The organism is Bradyrhizobium sp. SZCCHNS30572 (assembly GCF_032484415.1).
Classification (GTDB): Bacteria; Pseudomonadota; Alphaproteobacteria; order Rhizobiales; family Xanthobacteraceae; genus Bradyrhizobium.
Genome location: NZ_JAUESY010000002.1, coordinates 689,487 through 704,488, shown reverse-complemented (window position 1 = coordinate 704,488; position 15,002 = coordinate 689,487). Strand labels below are relative to the sequence as shown.

The window sequence follows — 15,002 nt, the reverse complement described above, 5'->3', positions numbered from 1 at the left end:
TCCCTGCGCGACGGTCTTCACGCTTATACGCAGTCTCCCTGGTGCGCCGGGCTTGTTGGCCACCATCACCACGCGGCGCCTTGAGCACCATCGCGGCTTGATACCAGCGTCGGGGTATCAGGACCCTGCGACTTCACGTCCGCAAGCTGCCGTTCGTCCGCGTGCAAGCACGCTTTCGACATCTCGCGGCCATCGCCTCCCCACCTCGCGTGTCGTGACGATCGCGCGCAACGCCCCTCTCGATGAGGTGGGATGGCGGTAGTGAACCATAGTTTTCGGAAAAACGCAATCCTATTGTTTCTGGCGCGGCGACTGGACAGCGCCATGCCGCTGAAACGGCGTAGAAAGATCCTCTCTGGTCGCTGATTATCGATGACCGTGCAGCTGATCAAGACCACGCCTAACGCTCGTCGAGCGTGACATTGTCGACATGCTTGCTCCTTACGTCGTAATAGCAGCGAACTCGCACCCTAACTGCGGCATTGAACCCATTTTTAAACCTCGCATCGGGCTCTATGGCAACTACTTTGCCTGTCCTGACATATTCATTTCCCGTCAGATACGTGCCGAACGGAAGCCAAGGCCACTCCGGGTCGCCGTATTTTGCTCGATCGTTGGCCGCGATCTTGCAGGCCACCTGGACCTCGCTCCAACCCGACCAATTGTTAACCAGCTGCTCGTTATCAGCGCACGATGACCAGTCCCGCTTGCAGGCGTCTCGCTGCGACTTATACTTTGCGAATTGAGCTGCGTTCATTCCCTTCTCGACGGCGGCCTTGTATTCGTCGTAGCTTCCGAAATCGCGGACCCGATTGTCATAAGTCGCTTCTGAAATTCCCTCCGACTTCAATATGCGCGCCTTCTTCTCTTCACTATTTTCTTCTGCAGACCCTCCGGCCAAAACACAAAAGATCGCAAATACTATTGCGCTGCTAACATATCGATCGAAGTTTGTTGCGCTGTGTTGCATATGCGGTTAATCCCCCTGCAGACAATCCAACGGCATTCGCCGCAACATCAGCGACGTCAAATCTCCCCTGAACTAAGTCAAGCGCCTGACCCACTTCGGATCCGAGCACGACCGCTGCAGTTAACGCAATGACGGCAATCGCGGCGATCGAGACAAGCGTGTCTGCCCAAATCTTCACAATGCAGAACATAAACGAGAACGCCCAAAGAGCGGAAGGGAGCGAATAGAGAGCGAAGCCGCTCACGTAAGGATTAAGAGGTCGGGCCAGCGTTCGTGCGAAGTCGAGTAGAGGTCCACCACCCGCGCCTCCTATGGCATAAATAATCCAAGTATCTTTTGTACGAAAAAGCAAATATATTAAAGAGCCTATGCAAACTGGAACTACTGCAAAAATCATATCCATAGCCCTTCCAAGCCTTCCGTTCATAAGATCGGCCACCGTCGTACAGCGCGACCATGTTCCGATCGTCCATATGCTTCTGTTAAGGACCGAAACGAACAGAACGCAGCGCCGGGGCCAATTCAACGAGATCGCACTAGGGATTTGGTTTTGCTCCTTGCAGTTCGACCAGCGTGACATCCGCAAGATCTCGACGGGAAATCCCCACTAGTCGCCTCCGCCGGCCTCAATCGAACCAATTCTTGTAGATCGCCTGGTAGCTGCCGTTCTCCGTCGAGATGTGCAGCCATTGGTCCACGAACGCCTTCAGCGCCACGTCGCGCTGCAGCCAGTAGGCTTTCTCGGAGAAATCGAACGGCTTCTCCGGGTGCACGGCGCAGAGCACGCCGGGATGCAGCTTCTGCTGATAGCGCGTCTCGGAGGCGTCGGTCATCATCAGGTCGGCGTCGCCCTTGGCGATCTCGTCGAAGATGGTGACGTTGTCGGGGTGGACGCGGATGTCGGCTGACTTGATGTTGGCGCGGGCGAAGCGCTCGTTGGTGCCGCCCGGATTGACCACGACCCGGGTGCCGGGCTTGTCGATGTCGGACAGCGTCTGGTACTTCGAGGTGTCGGTGCAGCGCGCGATCGGGGTCTTGCCCTCGCGCATGATCGGCGTCGAGAACAAGCCCTTCTTCTGGCGGTCGAGCGTGATCGATACGCCGCCCATCGCGACATCGAACTTGTCGGCCTCGAAATCCTTCATCAGCTGCGGCCAGCTGGTCGGCACGAACTCGACCTTGACGCCGAGCGCCTTGCCGAGCGCCTCGGCCATGTCGACGTCGAAGCCGGAGAATTTTCCGGTGGTCTTGTCGAGATAAGTGAAGGGCTTGTAGTCGCCGGTCATGCCGACCCGTAAGCTGCCGCGCTGCACGATCTCGTCGAGGCGCGAGGGCTGGTCGGCGAGTGCGGCAGTGGCGAGACCGCAGGCCAGCACGGCTGCGGTCACGGCGGCGACGGTCCGGTTGAAAAATCCCATATTGAATCACCTCGCATGATGTGGCCGCGCTATTCATAGCGGAGGTCGCCACGCGCGACGAGGGGCAAGCAGGAAGGTTGGTTGATGAGCATTTCCTTGGTGCAGGCGTCGGTCGAGGTGTTCGTGCCTTATCTTCACAACCTCTCGGGGGTGCTCGACAAGGCCGCTGCCTTTGCCGAGGCGCGCCGCATCGATCCCGCCGACCTGCTGCAGGCCCGGCTCGCGCCCGACATGTACAACCTGATCCGGCAGGTCTGCGAAGCCAACCGCCACGCCACCATTGCTTGCGCGCTGCTCGCCGGCCGCGCGCAGCCGACCGTTGCCGACAGCGACACGGATATGGCCGGGTTGAAGGCGCGGATTGCAACCGCGATCGACGATGTGCGCAGCGTGCCACCTGCGGCGATCGAGGAGGGCGCGAAGCGGGAGGTCAGCTTCACCTTCCGCAACGGTGCGACGCGCAGCTTCGACGATGGTCGCTCATTGCTGCTCACGTTCAGCCTGCCGCAGTTCTTCTTTCACGTCACCACGGCCTACGACATCCTGCGTCACGCCGGCGTGCCGCTGGCGAAGCCGGACTATCTGGGCGCGCGGAGGTAGGCGCTTCCGGGGCGGGACGGCAGGCGGCCTCAAGGTCCACAAAATACGAATGGCCAGGATGGAACCCGGCCATGGGATTTGGAGAAATCGCAACGAAGACGGAGTGGTCCGGGCGGCCGGAGCGCTACCTCTCGCTGGGCGCAACCGGGCCCTTGCCGGTCATCTCGTTCTTCAGCGCCTCGAAGCGCTCGATCGCCTCTCGCGCGCGGGTGTCGACCGTCTTGACGGCAGCTTCGGCGGTCATCGGTCCGCTGCTCACGGCGATCGAGGTCGGCCCGACGGTCTCGTCGACATAGTAGCCGTCCTCGCCCCGCCGTGCCGTCCAGCGGAAGCGGATCGCGGAAATCGGCCCAGGTCCGAGCTTGGTGTAGCCGTCGGCCTGATCGAGAGAGACGACAGTCGCGGCAGCCTTCTTCGACGACGGCGCCGCCTTGTCTGCCGACCTCGTCGCTTCAGGCTGATCGAGAATGCTCGCTATCGTTGCGAGCGCGTGCTCGGTCGCAACACTCATGGCCGCCTCTGTTCCTACCGGCGCGCGTAAAATCCGGCGCCGATAGTCACAGTTGTAGCTGGATTTGGCCAAGTTGCAAGAATGCGTTGAAAGTTGGGCGCCAAAGCGGTGGAGAAAGGTCCTGACATCCGCGTGATGAGAGCGGGTTCTGCCTCGTCGCCGACGGGACAGGACCATTGCACCGGCCGGACGACTACAAGACGTCCTGATTGATCACGTTCTGCCGAATCGGATCGCCATCGAGCACGCTGAGAATGTTGCGCGCCGTCTGCTCGCTCATGCGGTCGACGGCCTCGCGCGTCACGCCGGCGACGTGCGGGGCCATGATCACGTTGGGCAGCGCATGCAGTGCGTGGCCGACCGGCGGCGGCTCCTGCTCGAACACGTCGAGGCCAGCGCCGGCGAGCCGGCCCGAGAACAGCGCGTCATAGAGCGCCGCCTCGTCGATCAGGCCGCCGCGCGCGGTGTTGATCAGATACGCCGTCGGCTTCATCAGCTTGAGACGCGCGGCGTTGAACAGGCCGATGGTCTCCGGGGTCTTCGGGCAGTGGATGCTGACGAAGTCGGCGCGCGGGAGCGCAGTGTCGAGATCGGCAACGGGCTCGCAGGCCGCGGCGGTGATGTCGGCTGCGGGCTTGTAGGGATCGTAGACCAGGACCTGCATCTCCATCGCGAGGCAGCGCTTGGCGGTGCGGGTGCCGATGCGGCCGAAGCCGATGATCAGCACGGTCTTGCCGTAGAGATCGAACGGCAGCACGCCGAGCCGCGCGCCCCAGGTGCCGTCCTTGACCATCGCATGCATCTCGTTGGCGCGCTTGGCCAGCGTCAGCATCATGAACAGCGCCTGCTCGGCAACCGAGGGCGAGTTCGCCGTGCCCGCGACCATCAGCGGCACCTTGTGCCTGGAGAGCGCGGGCACATCGACCGCGTCGAAGCCGACGCCGATTCGGGTGACGACTTTCATGTCGCCGGCCGCGATCAGCTCCGGCTCTCCGAAGCGCGTGGCGCCGAGCGCGACGCCGTGCACCGGCGCGTGGGACTTCAGCAGGTCGGAAAAATCCACCGCCGAGATCATGTTGGGGAACTCGATCATCTCGACATCATCGCGCGCCGCCAGCAGCGCGCGGCCCTTGGCCGAGAAGGATTCCGTGACGAGGATCTTGTTCTTGTTGGTTGCCGTCCTGGTGGTCATGTCCTGCCCTTGAAGCTTCTTATGCTCGTCAGATGACGAGGCCTGAAGCCTCATTTAGCAGGTGCATGTTGTTGAGGTCCATTGCCATGCGCAGAGGGCTGCCATCCCGCGCGCCGGCGTTGGGGTTGACCCGCCCGCAGACCGGCGTCTCGTTGAGGGTGAAGTAGACAAGCGTCTCCATGCCCATCGGCTCGGTGACGTCGAGCAGCGCCTCGAACGGCTCAATCCCAGGCTCCGCATGCGGCTTGGTCTCGGCGATGTGCTCGGGCCGGATGCCGAGCAGCAGCGGCTCGTTCCGCGACACGGATTGATAGCGCGCGGCGCGCGCCGGCGGCAGCGGAAAGGCGATCCGGTCGGTGAGGCGGATGTGGAGCCGGCCATTGGCCTCCTCGAGCCGGCACGGCACGAAGTTCATTGCGGGCGAGCCGATGAAGCCGGCGACGAAGCGTGTCGCCGGATTGTGGTACAGCTCGTTCGGCGTGCCGATCTGCTCGATGCGGCCCTTGTTCATGACCACGACACGATCGGCCAGGGTCATCGCCTCGACCTGGTCGTGGGTGACGTAGACCGTCGTGGTGCGGACCTTCTGGTGCACCTTCTTGATCTCGATGCGCATCTGCACGCGCAACTTGGCGTCGAGGTTGGACAGCGGCTCGTCGAACAGGAACACCTTGGGATTGCGCACGATCGCACGGCCCATCGCGACGCGCTGGCGCTGGCCGCCGGAGAGCTGCTTGGGCTTGCGGTCGACGAGGTCGGCGATGTCCAGCATGCGCGCGGCCTCCGCCACGCGGCTCTTGATCTCGGCCTTCGGGTAGTGCTTCAGCCGCAGCCCGAACGACATGTTCTCGGCCACCGTCATGTGCGGGTAGAGGGCGTAGTTCTGGAACACCATGGCGATGTCGCGATCCTTCGGCGGCACGTCGTTGACGACGTCGCCGCCGATGGTGATGTCGCCGTCGGAGATGTCCTCGAGCCCAGCGATCATCCGCAATGTCGTCGACTTGCCGCAGCCGGACGGGCCGACCAGCACGACGAACTCGTGGTCGGCGATATCGAGATCGATGCCCCTGACCGCCTCGACGTCGTCGTAACGCTTCACGACCTTGCGCAAGCTCACTTCAGCCATCTGTGATCAACCCCCGTCATCAGCCTTTGGTCGCGCCGGCGGTGAGCCCGGCAATGTAATAGTCCATCAGGAACGCGTAGATGATCAGCGGCGGCGCCGCGCCCAGCAGCGCGCCGGTCATGATCTGTCCCCAGTTGAAGACGTCGCCCTTGATCAGGCTCGTGACGATGCCGACCGGCAGCACCAGTTGGTCGGTCGAGGTCGTGAACACCAGCGGATACAGGAACTGCGCCCAGGAGACGGTGAAGGCGAAGATCGTCGCGGCGATCAGACCGGGCAGGGCGACGGGAATGAAGATCCGCGTCAGCGTCTGCAGCCAGGAGGCGCCGTCGATGATCGCGGCCTCGTCGAGCTCCTTCGGGATCGAGGCGAAATAGCCGATCATGATCCAGGTGCAGAACGGCACCGTCAGGGTCGGATAGATGAACAGCAGCACGTACCAGCGATTGATCAACTGGATGCCGGTGACGTCGCCGATCAGCGCGAACATCTTGAACAGCGGAATGAACAGCAGGCTGTCCGGGATCAGATAGGTCAGGAATACGCCGGTCGCCAGCGTCGCCGAGCCCCAGAACTTCATCCGCGACAGCGCGAATGCGGCGGGGATGCTGATCAGCATGGTGATGATCACCACGACGATCGAGACCATGGCCGAGTTGAAGAAGAAACGCTGAAACTGGTTCGAGGTGAGCAGCTCGACATAGTTCTCCAGCGTCGGATGGAACACCCACCACGGATTGGTCGCCGCGGAGATCTCCGCGCTGCCCTTCAGCGAGGTGATCAGCATGTAGAGCGGCGGCACCAGCGAGAAGATCGCGAACAGCGTCAGGAAGAAATACGACCAGCGCAGCGCCCAGGCGCGGTCGCGGCTCATCGAGCCATATTTGACGGTACGGGTCGGGCCGGCCTTGTCGATCGTGACGGTGCTCATCAGGACTCGTTCCCCCGCTTGTTGACGTCGCGCAGGATGAAGATGGCGGCGACCGCCAGGATCGGCACCATGAACAGCGAGACGCTGGCGCCGAGCGGAATGTCGCTGCCCTCGATGCCGACGCGGAACGCCCAGGTCGCGAAGATGTGCGTCTTGTCGAGCGGGCCGCCGGCGGTGAGGATGCGCACGATGTCGAAATTGGCGAACGTCACGATCAGAGAGAACAGCGTCGTGATCGCGATGATGTTGCGCATCATCGGCAGGGTCACGTACCAGATCCGCTGCCACCAATTGGCGCCATCGATCGCCGCGGCCTCATAGAGCTGGTCCGGGACAGATTTCAGCGAGGCCAGGTACATGATCATGAAGAACGGCGCGCCGTACCAGATGTTGACCAGGATCACCGAGAACCGCGCCCAGGCGGCTTCCCCGGTCCACGGGATCGGGCCGATGCCGAAGAAGGCGAGCGTGTAGTTGAAAGCGCTGTAGGACGGGTCGAACAGCCACAGCCAGGCCAGCGTGCTCATCGCCGGCGGGATCACCCAGGGTACCAGCAGCATGCCGCGCCATTTGCGCTGCCCCTTGGCGGGGATGTTGTGGACGAAATGAGCGACGATGAAGCCGATCAGCGCCTTGAACACGACGGCCGTGATCGCGAAGATGCAGGATTGCTTGACGACCAGCCAGAACGTGTCGCGCTTGAACAGGAACTCGAAATTGCCGAAGCCGACGAAGCGCTGCATCGACTTGTTCAGGGTCGCCAGATGCACCGAATACAGGGCGGGATAGACGACCAGGAGCACGATCAGCAGGATCAGCGGCAGCGTCATCAGGAAAGCGGCGGTCGATTTCCGCTTCAACGCCCTGTGCAGACCATTGCGGCGGGCCGCGCGAGGGCGGGCGACGGCGTTCTCACCGATGGCGGCATCAACCATGAGAAAAGGCTCCTCGTGATGTCCCCTGCGACAGCGGGGTCCTCACTGGATGGGAAACACTGACAAGGTGAAAGGGGGCGGCCCGCCTGCTGAAGCGGACCGCCGGCGTTGCTTCGAGCATGCCTCAGCTGCGCATGAAGCCCTCGCACTCGCCTTCGGCCCAGGCGAGGGTCGATTCCATCTTCTCGCCCTGAGCGTAGCGCAGGCACATCTTGGTCATCGTCGCCTGCGCATAGATCTGCTGCGCGATCTTGGGCGGAGCAGGGGAGGCTGCGATCGACAGCGTCTGGTGATTATAGGGGTTGGGATAGTGATAGAGGGTCCCCTTCGGCGGTCCCTCCTCCTGCCACACCTTGAGCGTCGTCAGCTTCTGATAGGCCGGCAGATCGTAGCCGCCGCTCGCCACCACCATCTTCTCGATCGATGACGGCTTCGACAGGTGCACGATCAGGCTCTTGGCCGCCTCCTTGTTCTTGGAGAACGACCAGATGCTCCAGAAGTAGGGCAGGAACGGCGCGAAGCGGCCCTTGGGGCCGGCCGGGAAGCCGTGGGTCCAGCACTGCTCGGCGATCTGCGGCGCGTCGCGCTTGGCCACCGCCCAGGCGCTCGGCGGATTCATGATCATCGCGCCCCTGCCCGAGACCAGCCATTTGTTGTTCGATGCGTCGTCCCACGAGGCGACATCCGGCGGCAGCGCCGCGATCAGCCGCTTGTAGAACTCGAGCGCCTGGCGCACGGCATCCGTCTTCACCGTGACATCGCCCTTGGCGTTGACGAGATCCGCGCCGAACGCCTGGAAGAACGCGCCGGCGGAGTCCACGCTGTCGGTGGTTTCGCCAAGCCCGATGCCGAACGGCACGCCAGCCTTATGGCAGGCCTCCGCCGCTTTCAGGAAGGTCTCCGTGGTCCAATTGTCGGCCTTCGGTGGAGATCCGGCCGGATACATCTCCTGCACGTCGATGCCCGCATGCTTCTTCATCAGATCGATGCGGGAGCAGGGACCCTTGATCTGACTGCCGACGCAGGCCGGCACGGCGAGCCATTTGCCGCCGGACTGTCCGAGATATTTGACGGTGCCGTTGACCTCGCCGTTCTCCTGGATGATCGGCTCCATGATGTCGTTGACCGGCTCCAGCAGTTCCGCATGCGCATGCGGCCACCAGGTCGGCATGGCGATCAGATCGTGGCCGGACTTCGCGGCGCCCTCGGCGGCGATCGTCAGCTCGATCTTCTTGCCCTGGCTGGTGATGTAGTCGATCTGAACCTCGACCTTCTCCTTGGCGGCCCACTCGTTGACGAGATCGGTCGAAGCCTGGTTGGCGCCCGGAACCCAATGGTCCCAGAAGCCGATCGAGAGCTTGCCGGCGGCGTGGGCGCCACGCACATAGGGCGCGGCAATCATGACCGCCGAGGTGGCAGCGGTCGCAGCAACGAATTGTCGGCGGTTCAGCTTCCTCCGTGACATGGCGTTCCCTCCCTGGTGAGCCAAGCATTCTGTCGATGCGAATCCGATTTGTTAGTTGTTGCGTCGCGTCATGCGCGCATGGATTTCGCTTGGATGCAATCAGAGCAGAATTGCGAGCGGCTGTCGAGAAAGCCGGTGAGGCGAATCCTAGAACTAATGGCGTGCACATTTCGTCGCAGGTTCCGCAACTGATTGCATCGCAGTGCTGAGCGTTGCAGTGCAAAGCGCGTCTCGGCCGAGCAGGAAGCCGAGAGGAACCAGTGCAGCTGGGCACGTCCGATGCATCGCGCCGCGTGCGGCAGATGGACTTGCGCGTTGCGGCAACGGTAGAATTCGTTGGAATCATGGTCGTCACGACCAGCGACTGCGCACGGAGCCTGAACTGATGATGATGAGCCCCGGCATCTGGCGCCGGTCTTTCCGGTGCATCGCAATAGGAGTGTCAATAGGCCTCATTGGCCTTGTGGGCCTGCCGCGTCAGCCTGCCGCGCAGGGCCTGTTCAAGGGCGTCGAACAGGGTGCACGCGAAGGCAACAGGGCGGCGGGCCCGGTCGGCGGTGTGCTCGGCGGCGCGATCGGCGGTGTCGTCGGCGTGGTCACCGGCGTGACCGGGGCGTTCACCGGCAACAGCGGCCAGCAGAGTGCGCAGCCCGAGGCGCCGCCGGCCGAGGGCAGGAAGGCGAAGCCTTCCAAGGCGACGAAGACGAGCAAGGTCGCCAAGGCGACGCCGATGCTGACGCAGCCGGGCGCCCCGCAACTCACGGCCGAACAGATCGTCGCCAACAGCGATAGCAATATCGAGCGCCTGAAGACCGGGCTGAACCTGACGGAAGAGCAGGCGAAGAACTGGGGTCCGTTCGCCAACGCGATGCACGCGCTCGGCCGCAACGGCGCGGATCGACTCGAGCTGCGCATCGCGCGGTCGAAGCGCGATCCGCCGGACGACATCGTCGAGCAGATGCGCAACGAGGCTCAGTTCCTGGTCGATCGCGCCGCCGACCAGCGCGCGGTGGCCGACACATCGGAACCGCTGTTCACCAGCCTCGACGACAAGCAGAAGCAGATCTTCATCGACGAGATGGTGCGCCTGAGTCGCGAGCGCGGGCTGGACTAGCTCAACGGAGTTGGCGTCGTCGCGGCCGTGCCCGTTGGCAGCAGCGGCGTGCCGTGACGCATGACCACCGCACTCGCGCCGCATCGCGGTGTATTAATACCCTCAAATGGCCACTAGTCGCGCGGCATGCACATTTTTCGGGCACGAGCGGGCGCGGCTCGCGCAACGTGCCGGCCAACATCGCTGCCTCTGCAACCGAATTGCGATGCAGTTTGATGTACATTGCAATTGTATTACATGGAGAGCCGGAGCCGGCAGGGCGGTCTTCGCAGGCGTGCTGAATCGCAGCAGCGATCGGGCGGCTGACGATCAGCAGGCCGTTCGGCTCGATTTCTTGGAGGATTATTGTTGTCGAGAGTGCGACTGCGCCGGTGGATCGAGAACCGGTTGGGGATTGACACCGCCAGCACCGAAAGCCGCCTCGATGCGGATGTGAAACGCTTCGTCGATGCGCTGCAAGCGGAGTTGATCGCCGCGAAGGACGAGTCCGAGCGGTACAGGCGCATCACGGAAGAAAGGGGCGTGATCATGGGCCGCCTGCGCGACGAGCGCGACGGCTATAGGCTGGAGTGGGAGGCGGCGTCCGCGGAGCTTCGCCGGCTGGCGCGTAAGCGCCTGGCCGTGGTCTCGGACAATGGAGCGACGCGCCCCTCCGGCAATGGCCGCGACGCGGCCCTGAGGAATTCTCCGCCTTCCACGCTGCGGGTGCTGTGCGTCGGCACTGGCCGGGACGGCACGACGTCGCTGACGCGGATGATGCAGGAGGTGTTCGACAACCAGGGCAACGGCGACAGTGCCGTGCACGAATGGGCGTCGAGCGAGCTCAATGAGCTGTTCTGCCAGCTCAAGGAAACCAACGATCCCGGCTTCACGGATCAGATTCGTCAGACGATCCTCGATTGCCCCCATGCGTGCGTCGTCGGCAATGGTTATGCGGCCGTGCTGCCGATCATCGCCGAGCTCCTCGGCGATCAGGTCACGCTGGTGCATCTGCGCCGGCGTGACCGCGCGGCATGCATCGCAAGTCTGGTGGAGAATGCCGAGCTGTCGCCGCAGAACCACCTCTACTACGCCGACTCGCCGGCCGCGCAGCGCAAGCGTCCGACCGCTTTCCACTTCGGAGAGATGTCGAAGCAGCAATGGATGGATCTGTCGCTGGCCGAGAAGTTCGGCTGGTACTACGACAAGACCCACGCCTTGATCGAACGCTACAAGAGCCTGTTCCCGAACACGCTCTCCGTCGATACCGAGGACCTCAACGCGGACAGCGTGCGCCTCGCGCTGGCCCAAGCGGCCGGCAGTGCCGAGGCGCCGCGCGCCTTCCACGTCAACCGGTTCGTCGATCTGCGCCATGTACCGGCCGATCGCCGCAGCTTCGTGCAGCGGCTCCTCGGCCAGCTCGACGTCCAGAAGCTCGCCCATGACGACCTGTACGGGCTGCGGCAGGTGCTCAACGAGATGATCTATCATCTCTCGCATTTTCCCGACGCGGCGCCGGGCGCGGTGGATGAGCTGCGCTGGACGCTGACTGAGATGCACGGCCTTCTCGACAGCCGCATCCGCGACGTTCGCGAACTGATGGAGCGGGTCGGCGTGCCGCCCGAGACCGCCGGCGCTGTGAACGGCCACCGCGCGCCGCAGGCAAGCCCTGGAGCGCACCCTGGTCGTTGGCCAGGCGCCCGGCTCTGAGCACGGGGAGGCGGCGGGCGCCTCGCCAGCGTTGCGCAGCCAGCCGGATGCGTGACCTAGCTGTCCGTTTTTCGCGGCGTGTTTTTCACCGCCTCACGAGAAAAAAATGAAGTTGAGGGATCTCGAACGAGATCCAGGGCACGCGGCTCATCGAGCGAACTCAACCTCCCGGTCCGAAGCATCTCTATCAGGACCGAAACATCCCCCCAAAAATTCCCACGCACACGCAGACCGTGAGTTCGAATGTAGGCGTCGCGTACCCCGTACATGTACACAACGAACTCATCGAGGAATTCCTGGCTGTGTTGCTCGCTCCAGTTTTCCCATCTATCGAAGATGAAGGTCCGGTAGCGTTCCTGCGAACAGAGAAATCGCGCAGCGTCCAGCAACTCCGCCGCGGGAGGGTAACCACCAAATTCCACCACAGGAATGCGCGCCGAGTGACTGTCCGGTCTCGCGAAGAACCTGTCACGAATGAACTCATCGGCTTCAGCAGAAGACGTTCCGGGAATCTGTCGGGCATTCACACGAAGGGCCAGCGCCACCGCAACAGGAACCAACTCCGGATCGCGGCCGCTCCAAGCGATTGTCGAATTGTGGGTGCTGAACGCATCGACTTCTTGCTGCTGGGCATCCGACAAGATTTGTTGCGTCCCGACCACGTCAAACATGGCCGTCATGCGAGAGTCGTCCAAGTAGGCCTGCGCCAGCGCCGCGATATCCTGCTCCGTGGTGGCATCAAACTCCACGAACGGTACAGGAGCATAAGCTTCAGGACGCACACGTTTAAATCGATCTTCCCAAAGCTCGCCCGTTCCGTACCCTCGCGGCGTAGCGGGCGCGCCGGGTTCCCGGTCACCCTTGCTTTGCTTATCGTCACGCTCGTTTCGCCGCCGACGTTTCGTCATGCCCGGTGGTCATCCTTTCCAATGCCTGCGAAAACCGTCCTCCGAACCCAGGGTAAAAGCTACGGTCGAGGCCCGGATGCAGGAGAACACCGGTGGACGAGGGAGACCAGAGCCTCCCGCCTAAATCGTTGAATTAGCGGAGATTTCGGACAACGGCGAACGATGGAGAACATTTTAGTGGCGGAAGGGGTGGGATTCGAACCCACGGTACCCTTGCGGGCACGCCGGTTTTCAAGACCGGTGCCTTAAACCACTCGGCCACCCTTCCATCCGGCGTCGTGTCCGGGACGTCGGCGACGTCCACGCCACGGCGGCGCGGTATCGACGCGATCCTTGTTTAGGGTGCGGGCTTGCGGCTCGTCAACGGCGCATTCACGCCTGCCCGGACGGCCTCAGCTCAAAGCCCGCGCTCACCTGAGCGCAAAAGCCATCAGGCCGGAGCACAAGATTGCCGTGCTCAGCGCTGCCAGGGCGAGAAAGCTCCCCGAGAGCAGGTCTTGGTGTCGCAACGCTTGATGTCGTAAATCTTGGTGTCGCATGGGCCACCTGCTGCGGCTGCGCTACCGGTCCGATCTCGCACCGGCCGGAGAAAACCGAGGGCCGGGCGATGAGCGGTCTGGATGATCTGCTGGTCGAAACTGCCAGCTTCAGGGATGCTCCTGAAGTGTCGTTATTGAAGCGGACGCAAACATCGACGCGGACGAGAGCCGACCATGGCGTCGGCTGTCCGATATGTCCGGACTCAGGCCCGCGAGCGGACGCCTTCAAACGCATGAGCAAGGAAGATCCCGGCGCCAACCAAGCCCATCACTGCCGTCATTGCTTCGATCATAGCGAACACACCCTGTTGCGCCCCACGTGAAGCAAACGACGTGCAGCCCTGCACAGTCAAAATGATTCAGGTCCCGGGAAATGAGAACACTCGTAGGTGAGGATTTCACGCAACATATGTGTCCAAAAAGGTGCACTCGCAACACGGAGGCACAGCGGAGGTGCACGCCTGGGCGGCCACCGTCCACGTCACAACCGCAGGAAAGCTCCGGTTAACCACGGCGGGGCCCACCCCATTTCCGCCGTCTTCGGGTTGCGTTATCCTTGTGCATTGAGTTGCGGGGATGCGACTCGGGGACAAGCCGGGACGCGCGGGCCTGATGGGAGGGCTCGGCTGCGACCGGCACATTGGTAATTGGGGTCGATGGGGATTGGTCAAACAGATCCGGTCGAGAGAGCGGTGCGCAGTGCCGTCGCCGTCCTCGCCTGCCTGATGGTCGCGAACTGCGCCTCTTCCAACAAGTTCGCCAGCAAGGTCGATCCGAAATACGGCGTGTCGTCGAGCCCGCGCGTCGTCGGATTCGGCGAGCCGGTGCCGAAGGGCGGTGGCGTCTACCGCATCGGCAAGCCCTATACCGTCGCCGGCAAGACCTATGTTCCCGAGGAGGACACCAACTATCGCGCCGAGGGCATGGCCTCCTGGTATGGCGATGATTTTCACGGCCGGCTGACAGCCAATGGCGAGGTCTTCGACATGACGTCGCTGACGGCCGCCCATCCGACGCTGCCGCTGCCGAGCTACGCCCGCGTCACCAATCTCGCCAACGGCAAATCGCTCATCGTCCGCATCAATGATCGCGGCCCGTACCACGGCAACCGGCTGATCGACGTTTCCAACAAGGCGGCTGATCTGCTCGAGTTCAAGGGCAACGGCGTCGCCCGCGTCCGCGTCGAATATGTCGGCCGCGCCCCTCTCGAAGGGTCCGACGATACCCAACTGATGGCAACCCTGCGCACCGGCATCCCGGCGCCGGCGCCTTCTCTCGTCCGCGTCGCCTCCGCCCGGCCGTTCGTTCCCGAGATCGGCGCAGGTCGTCCGATTCGCGGCGAGGTCCCGCTGCCCGAGGGGCGTCCCTACACGCTCGGCAACACCTCCGCCGACCTGGCATCGGTTGCCGCGACGTCCGAGATGTCGGCCTCCAGCCGGACCCGCGGACGGAGCCTCGATAACCCGCGCGCGGTGTCCTACGATCAGGGCGGCCGATACGTGCCGTCATCGAGCGGCGCGGCGGACGGCGCTGACGAGGCCCGCGAGATCCTTGGCGGCCGCGGACTGTACTGATCTTCCATACGATCTCGCACGTCGAAC

Annotated in this window: 14 protein-coding genes and 1 tRNA gene; 4 read left to right on the top strand and 11 right to left on the bottom strand. The window is 63.1% G+C overall.

The window, feature by feature from the left end:
* Nucleotides 1–400: 400 nt before the first annotated feature.
* The 3 genes from QX048_RS08225 to QX048_RS08215 all read right to left on the bottom strand — a co-directional run bounded on the left by QX048_RS08225 (nucleotide 401) and on the right by QX048_RS08215 (nucleotide 2,388).
* Nucleotides 401–970, bottom strand: a complete 570-nt coding sequence (locus QX048_RS08225; protein WP_315827628.1) for a hypothetical protein — start codon at nucleotides 968–970, stop codon at nucleotides 401–403.
* A complete protein-coding gene (locus tag QX048_RS08220) occupies nucleotides 933–1,373 on the bottom strand; it encodes a hypothetical protein (RefSeq protein ID WP_315827627.1) in 441 nt (146 codons plus the stop codon). Before QX048_RS08220 ends, QX048_RS08225 begins: the two co-directional genes overlap by 38 nt.
* 223 nt (nucleotides 1,374–1,596) lie before the next feature.
* On the bottom strand, nucleotides 1,597–2,388 hold the full coding sequence (locus tag QX048_RS08215) for a transporter substrate-binding domain-containing protein (protein ID WP_316200445.1): 792 nt from the start codon (nucleotides 2,386–2,388) through the stop codon (nucleotides 1,597–1,599).
* A gap of 84 nt (nucleotides 2,389–2,472) precedes the next feature.
* Here QX048_RS08215 and QX048_RS08210 point away from each other — a divergent pair, with 84 nt between their 5' ends.
* Nucleotides 2,473–2,988 carry a DUF1993 domain-containing protein gene (locus tag QX048_RS08210; RefSeq protein WP_315751578.1) on the top strand — a complete coding sequence of 172 codons (516 nt, stop codon included), beginning with the start codon at nucleotides 2,473–2,475 and terminating at the stop codon, nucleotides 2,986–2,988.
* A gap of 124 nt (nucleotides 2,989–3,112) precedes the next feature.
* Here the strand turns inward: QX048_RS08210 and QX048_RS08205 are convergent, their stop codons facing one another.
* The 6 genes from QX048_RS08205 to QX048_RS08180 form a co-directional block, all read right to left on the bottom strand.
* On the bottom strand, nucleotides 3,113–3,499 hold the full coding sequence (locus QX048_RS08205) for a hypothetical protein (protein WP_315711965.1): 387 nt from the start codon (nucleotides 3,497–3,499) through the stop codon (nucleotides 3,113–3,115).
* Nucleotides 3,500–3,692: 193 nt separating this feature from the next.
* The gene (locus QX048_RS08200) at nucleotides 3,693–4,691 is read right to left on the bottom strand and encodes a hydroxyacid dehydrogenase (protein WP_316200444.1); all 999 of its coding nucleotides are present in this window, start codon (nucleotides 4,689–4,691) and stop codon (nucleotides 3,693–3,695) included.
* A gap of 28 nt (nucleotides 4,692–4,719) precedes the next feature.
* Nucleotides 4,720–5,820: a sn-glycerol-3-phosphate ABC transporter ATP-binding protein UgpC gene (locus QX048_RS08195; protein WP_315711961.1), complete on the bottom strand. Its 1,101-nt coding sequence runs from the start codon at nucleotides 5,818–5,820 to the stop codon at nucleotides 4,720–4,722.
* A gap of 19 nt (nucleotides 5,821–5,839) precedes the next feature.
* Entirely contained in the window at nucleotides 5,840–6,751 is a 912-nt protein-coding gene (locus QX048_RS08190; protein WP_315711960.1) for a carbohydrate ABC transporter permease, read from the bottom strand.
* Entirely contained in the window at nucleotides 6,751–7,686 is a 936-nt protein-coding gene (locus QX048_RS08185) for a sugar ABC transporter permease (RefSeq protein WP_315751576.1), read from the bottom strand. The genes QX048_RS08190 and QX048_RS08185 overlap by 1 nt, the downstream gene beginning before the upstream one ends.
* Nucleotides 7,687–7,810: 124 nt before the next feature.
* On the bottom strand, nucleotides 7,811–9,151 hold the full coding sequence (locus tag QX048_RS08180; RefSeq protein ID WP_315711956.1) for an ABC transporter substrate-binding protein: 1,341 nt from the start codon (nucleotides 9,149–9,151) through the stop codon (nucleotides 7,811–7,813).
* A gap of 469 nt (nucleotides 9,152–9,620) precedes the next feature.
* On the opposite strand from QX048_RS08180, the gene QX048_RS08175 reads away from it, so the two are divergent.
* Both QX048_RS08175 and QX048_RS08170 read left to right on the top strand, forming a co-directional pair.
* Nucleotides 9,621–10,265: a Spy/CpxP family protein refolding chaperone gene (locus QX048_RS08175; protein ID WP_316187150.1), complete on the top strand. Its 645-nt coding sequence runs from the start codon at nucleotides 9,621–9,623 to the stop codon at nucleotides 10,263–10,265.
* Between the two features lie 357 nt (nucleotides 10,266–10,622).
* A complete protein-coding gene (locus tag QX048_RS08170; RefSeq protein ID WP_315827625.1) occupies nucleotides 10,623–11,954 on the top strand; it encodes a hypothetical protein in 1,332 nt (443 codons plus the stop codon).
* A 56-nt stretch (nucleotides 11,955–12,010) separates the two neighbouring features.
* Here QX048_RS08170 and QX048_RS08165 read toward each other — a convergent pair whose 3' ends face one another.
* Both QX048_RS08165 and QX048_RS08160 read right to left on the bottom strand, forming a co-directional pair.
* A complete protein-coding gene (locus QX048_RS08165) occupies nucleotides 12,011–12,862 on the bottom strand; it encodes a hypothetical protein (protein WP_315827624.1) in 852 nt (283 codons plus the stop codon).
* A gap of 178 nt (nucleotides 12,863–13,040) precedes the next feature.
* Nucleotides 13,041–13,130: transfer RNA gene (locus QX048_RS08160), tRNA-Ser, on the bottom strand.
* Between the two features lie 927 nt (nucleotides 13,131–14,057).
* Between QX048_RS08160 and QX048_RS08155 the strand changes: the two genes are divergently transcribed.
* A complete protein-coding gene (locus QX048_RS08155) occupies nucleotides 14,058–14,975 on the top strand; it encodes a septal ring lytic transglycosylase RlpA family protein (RefSeq protein ID WP_315827623.1) in 918 nt (305 codons plus the stop codon).
* Nucleotides 14,976–15,002 lie beyond the last annotated feature (27 nt).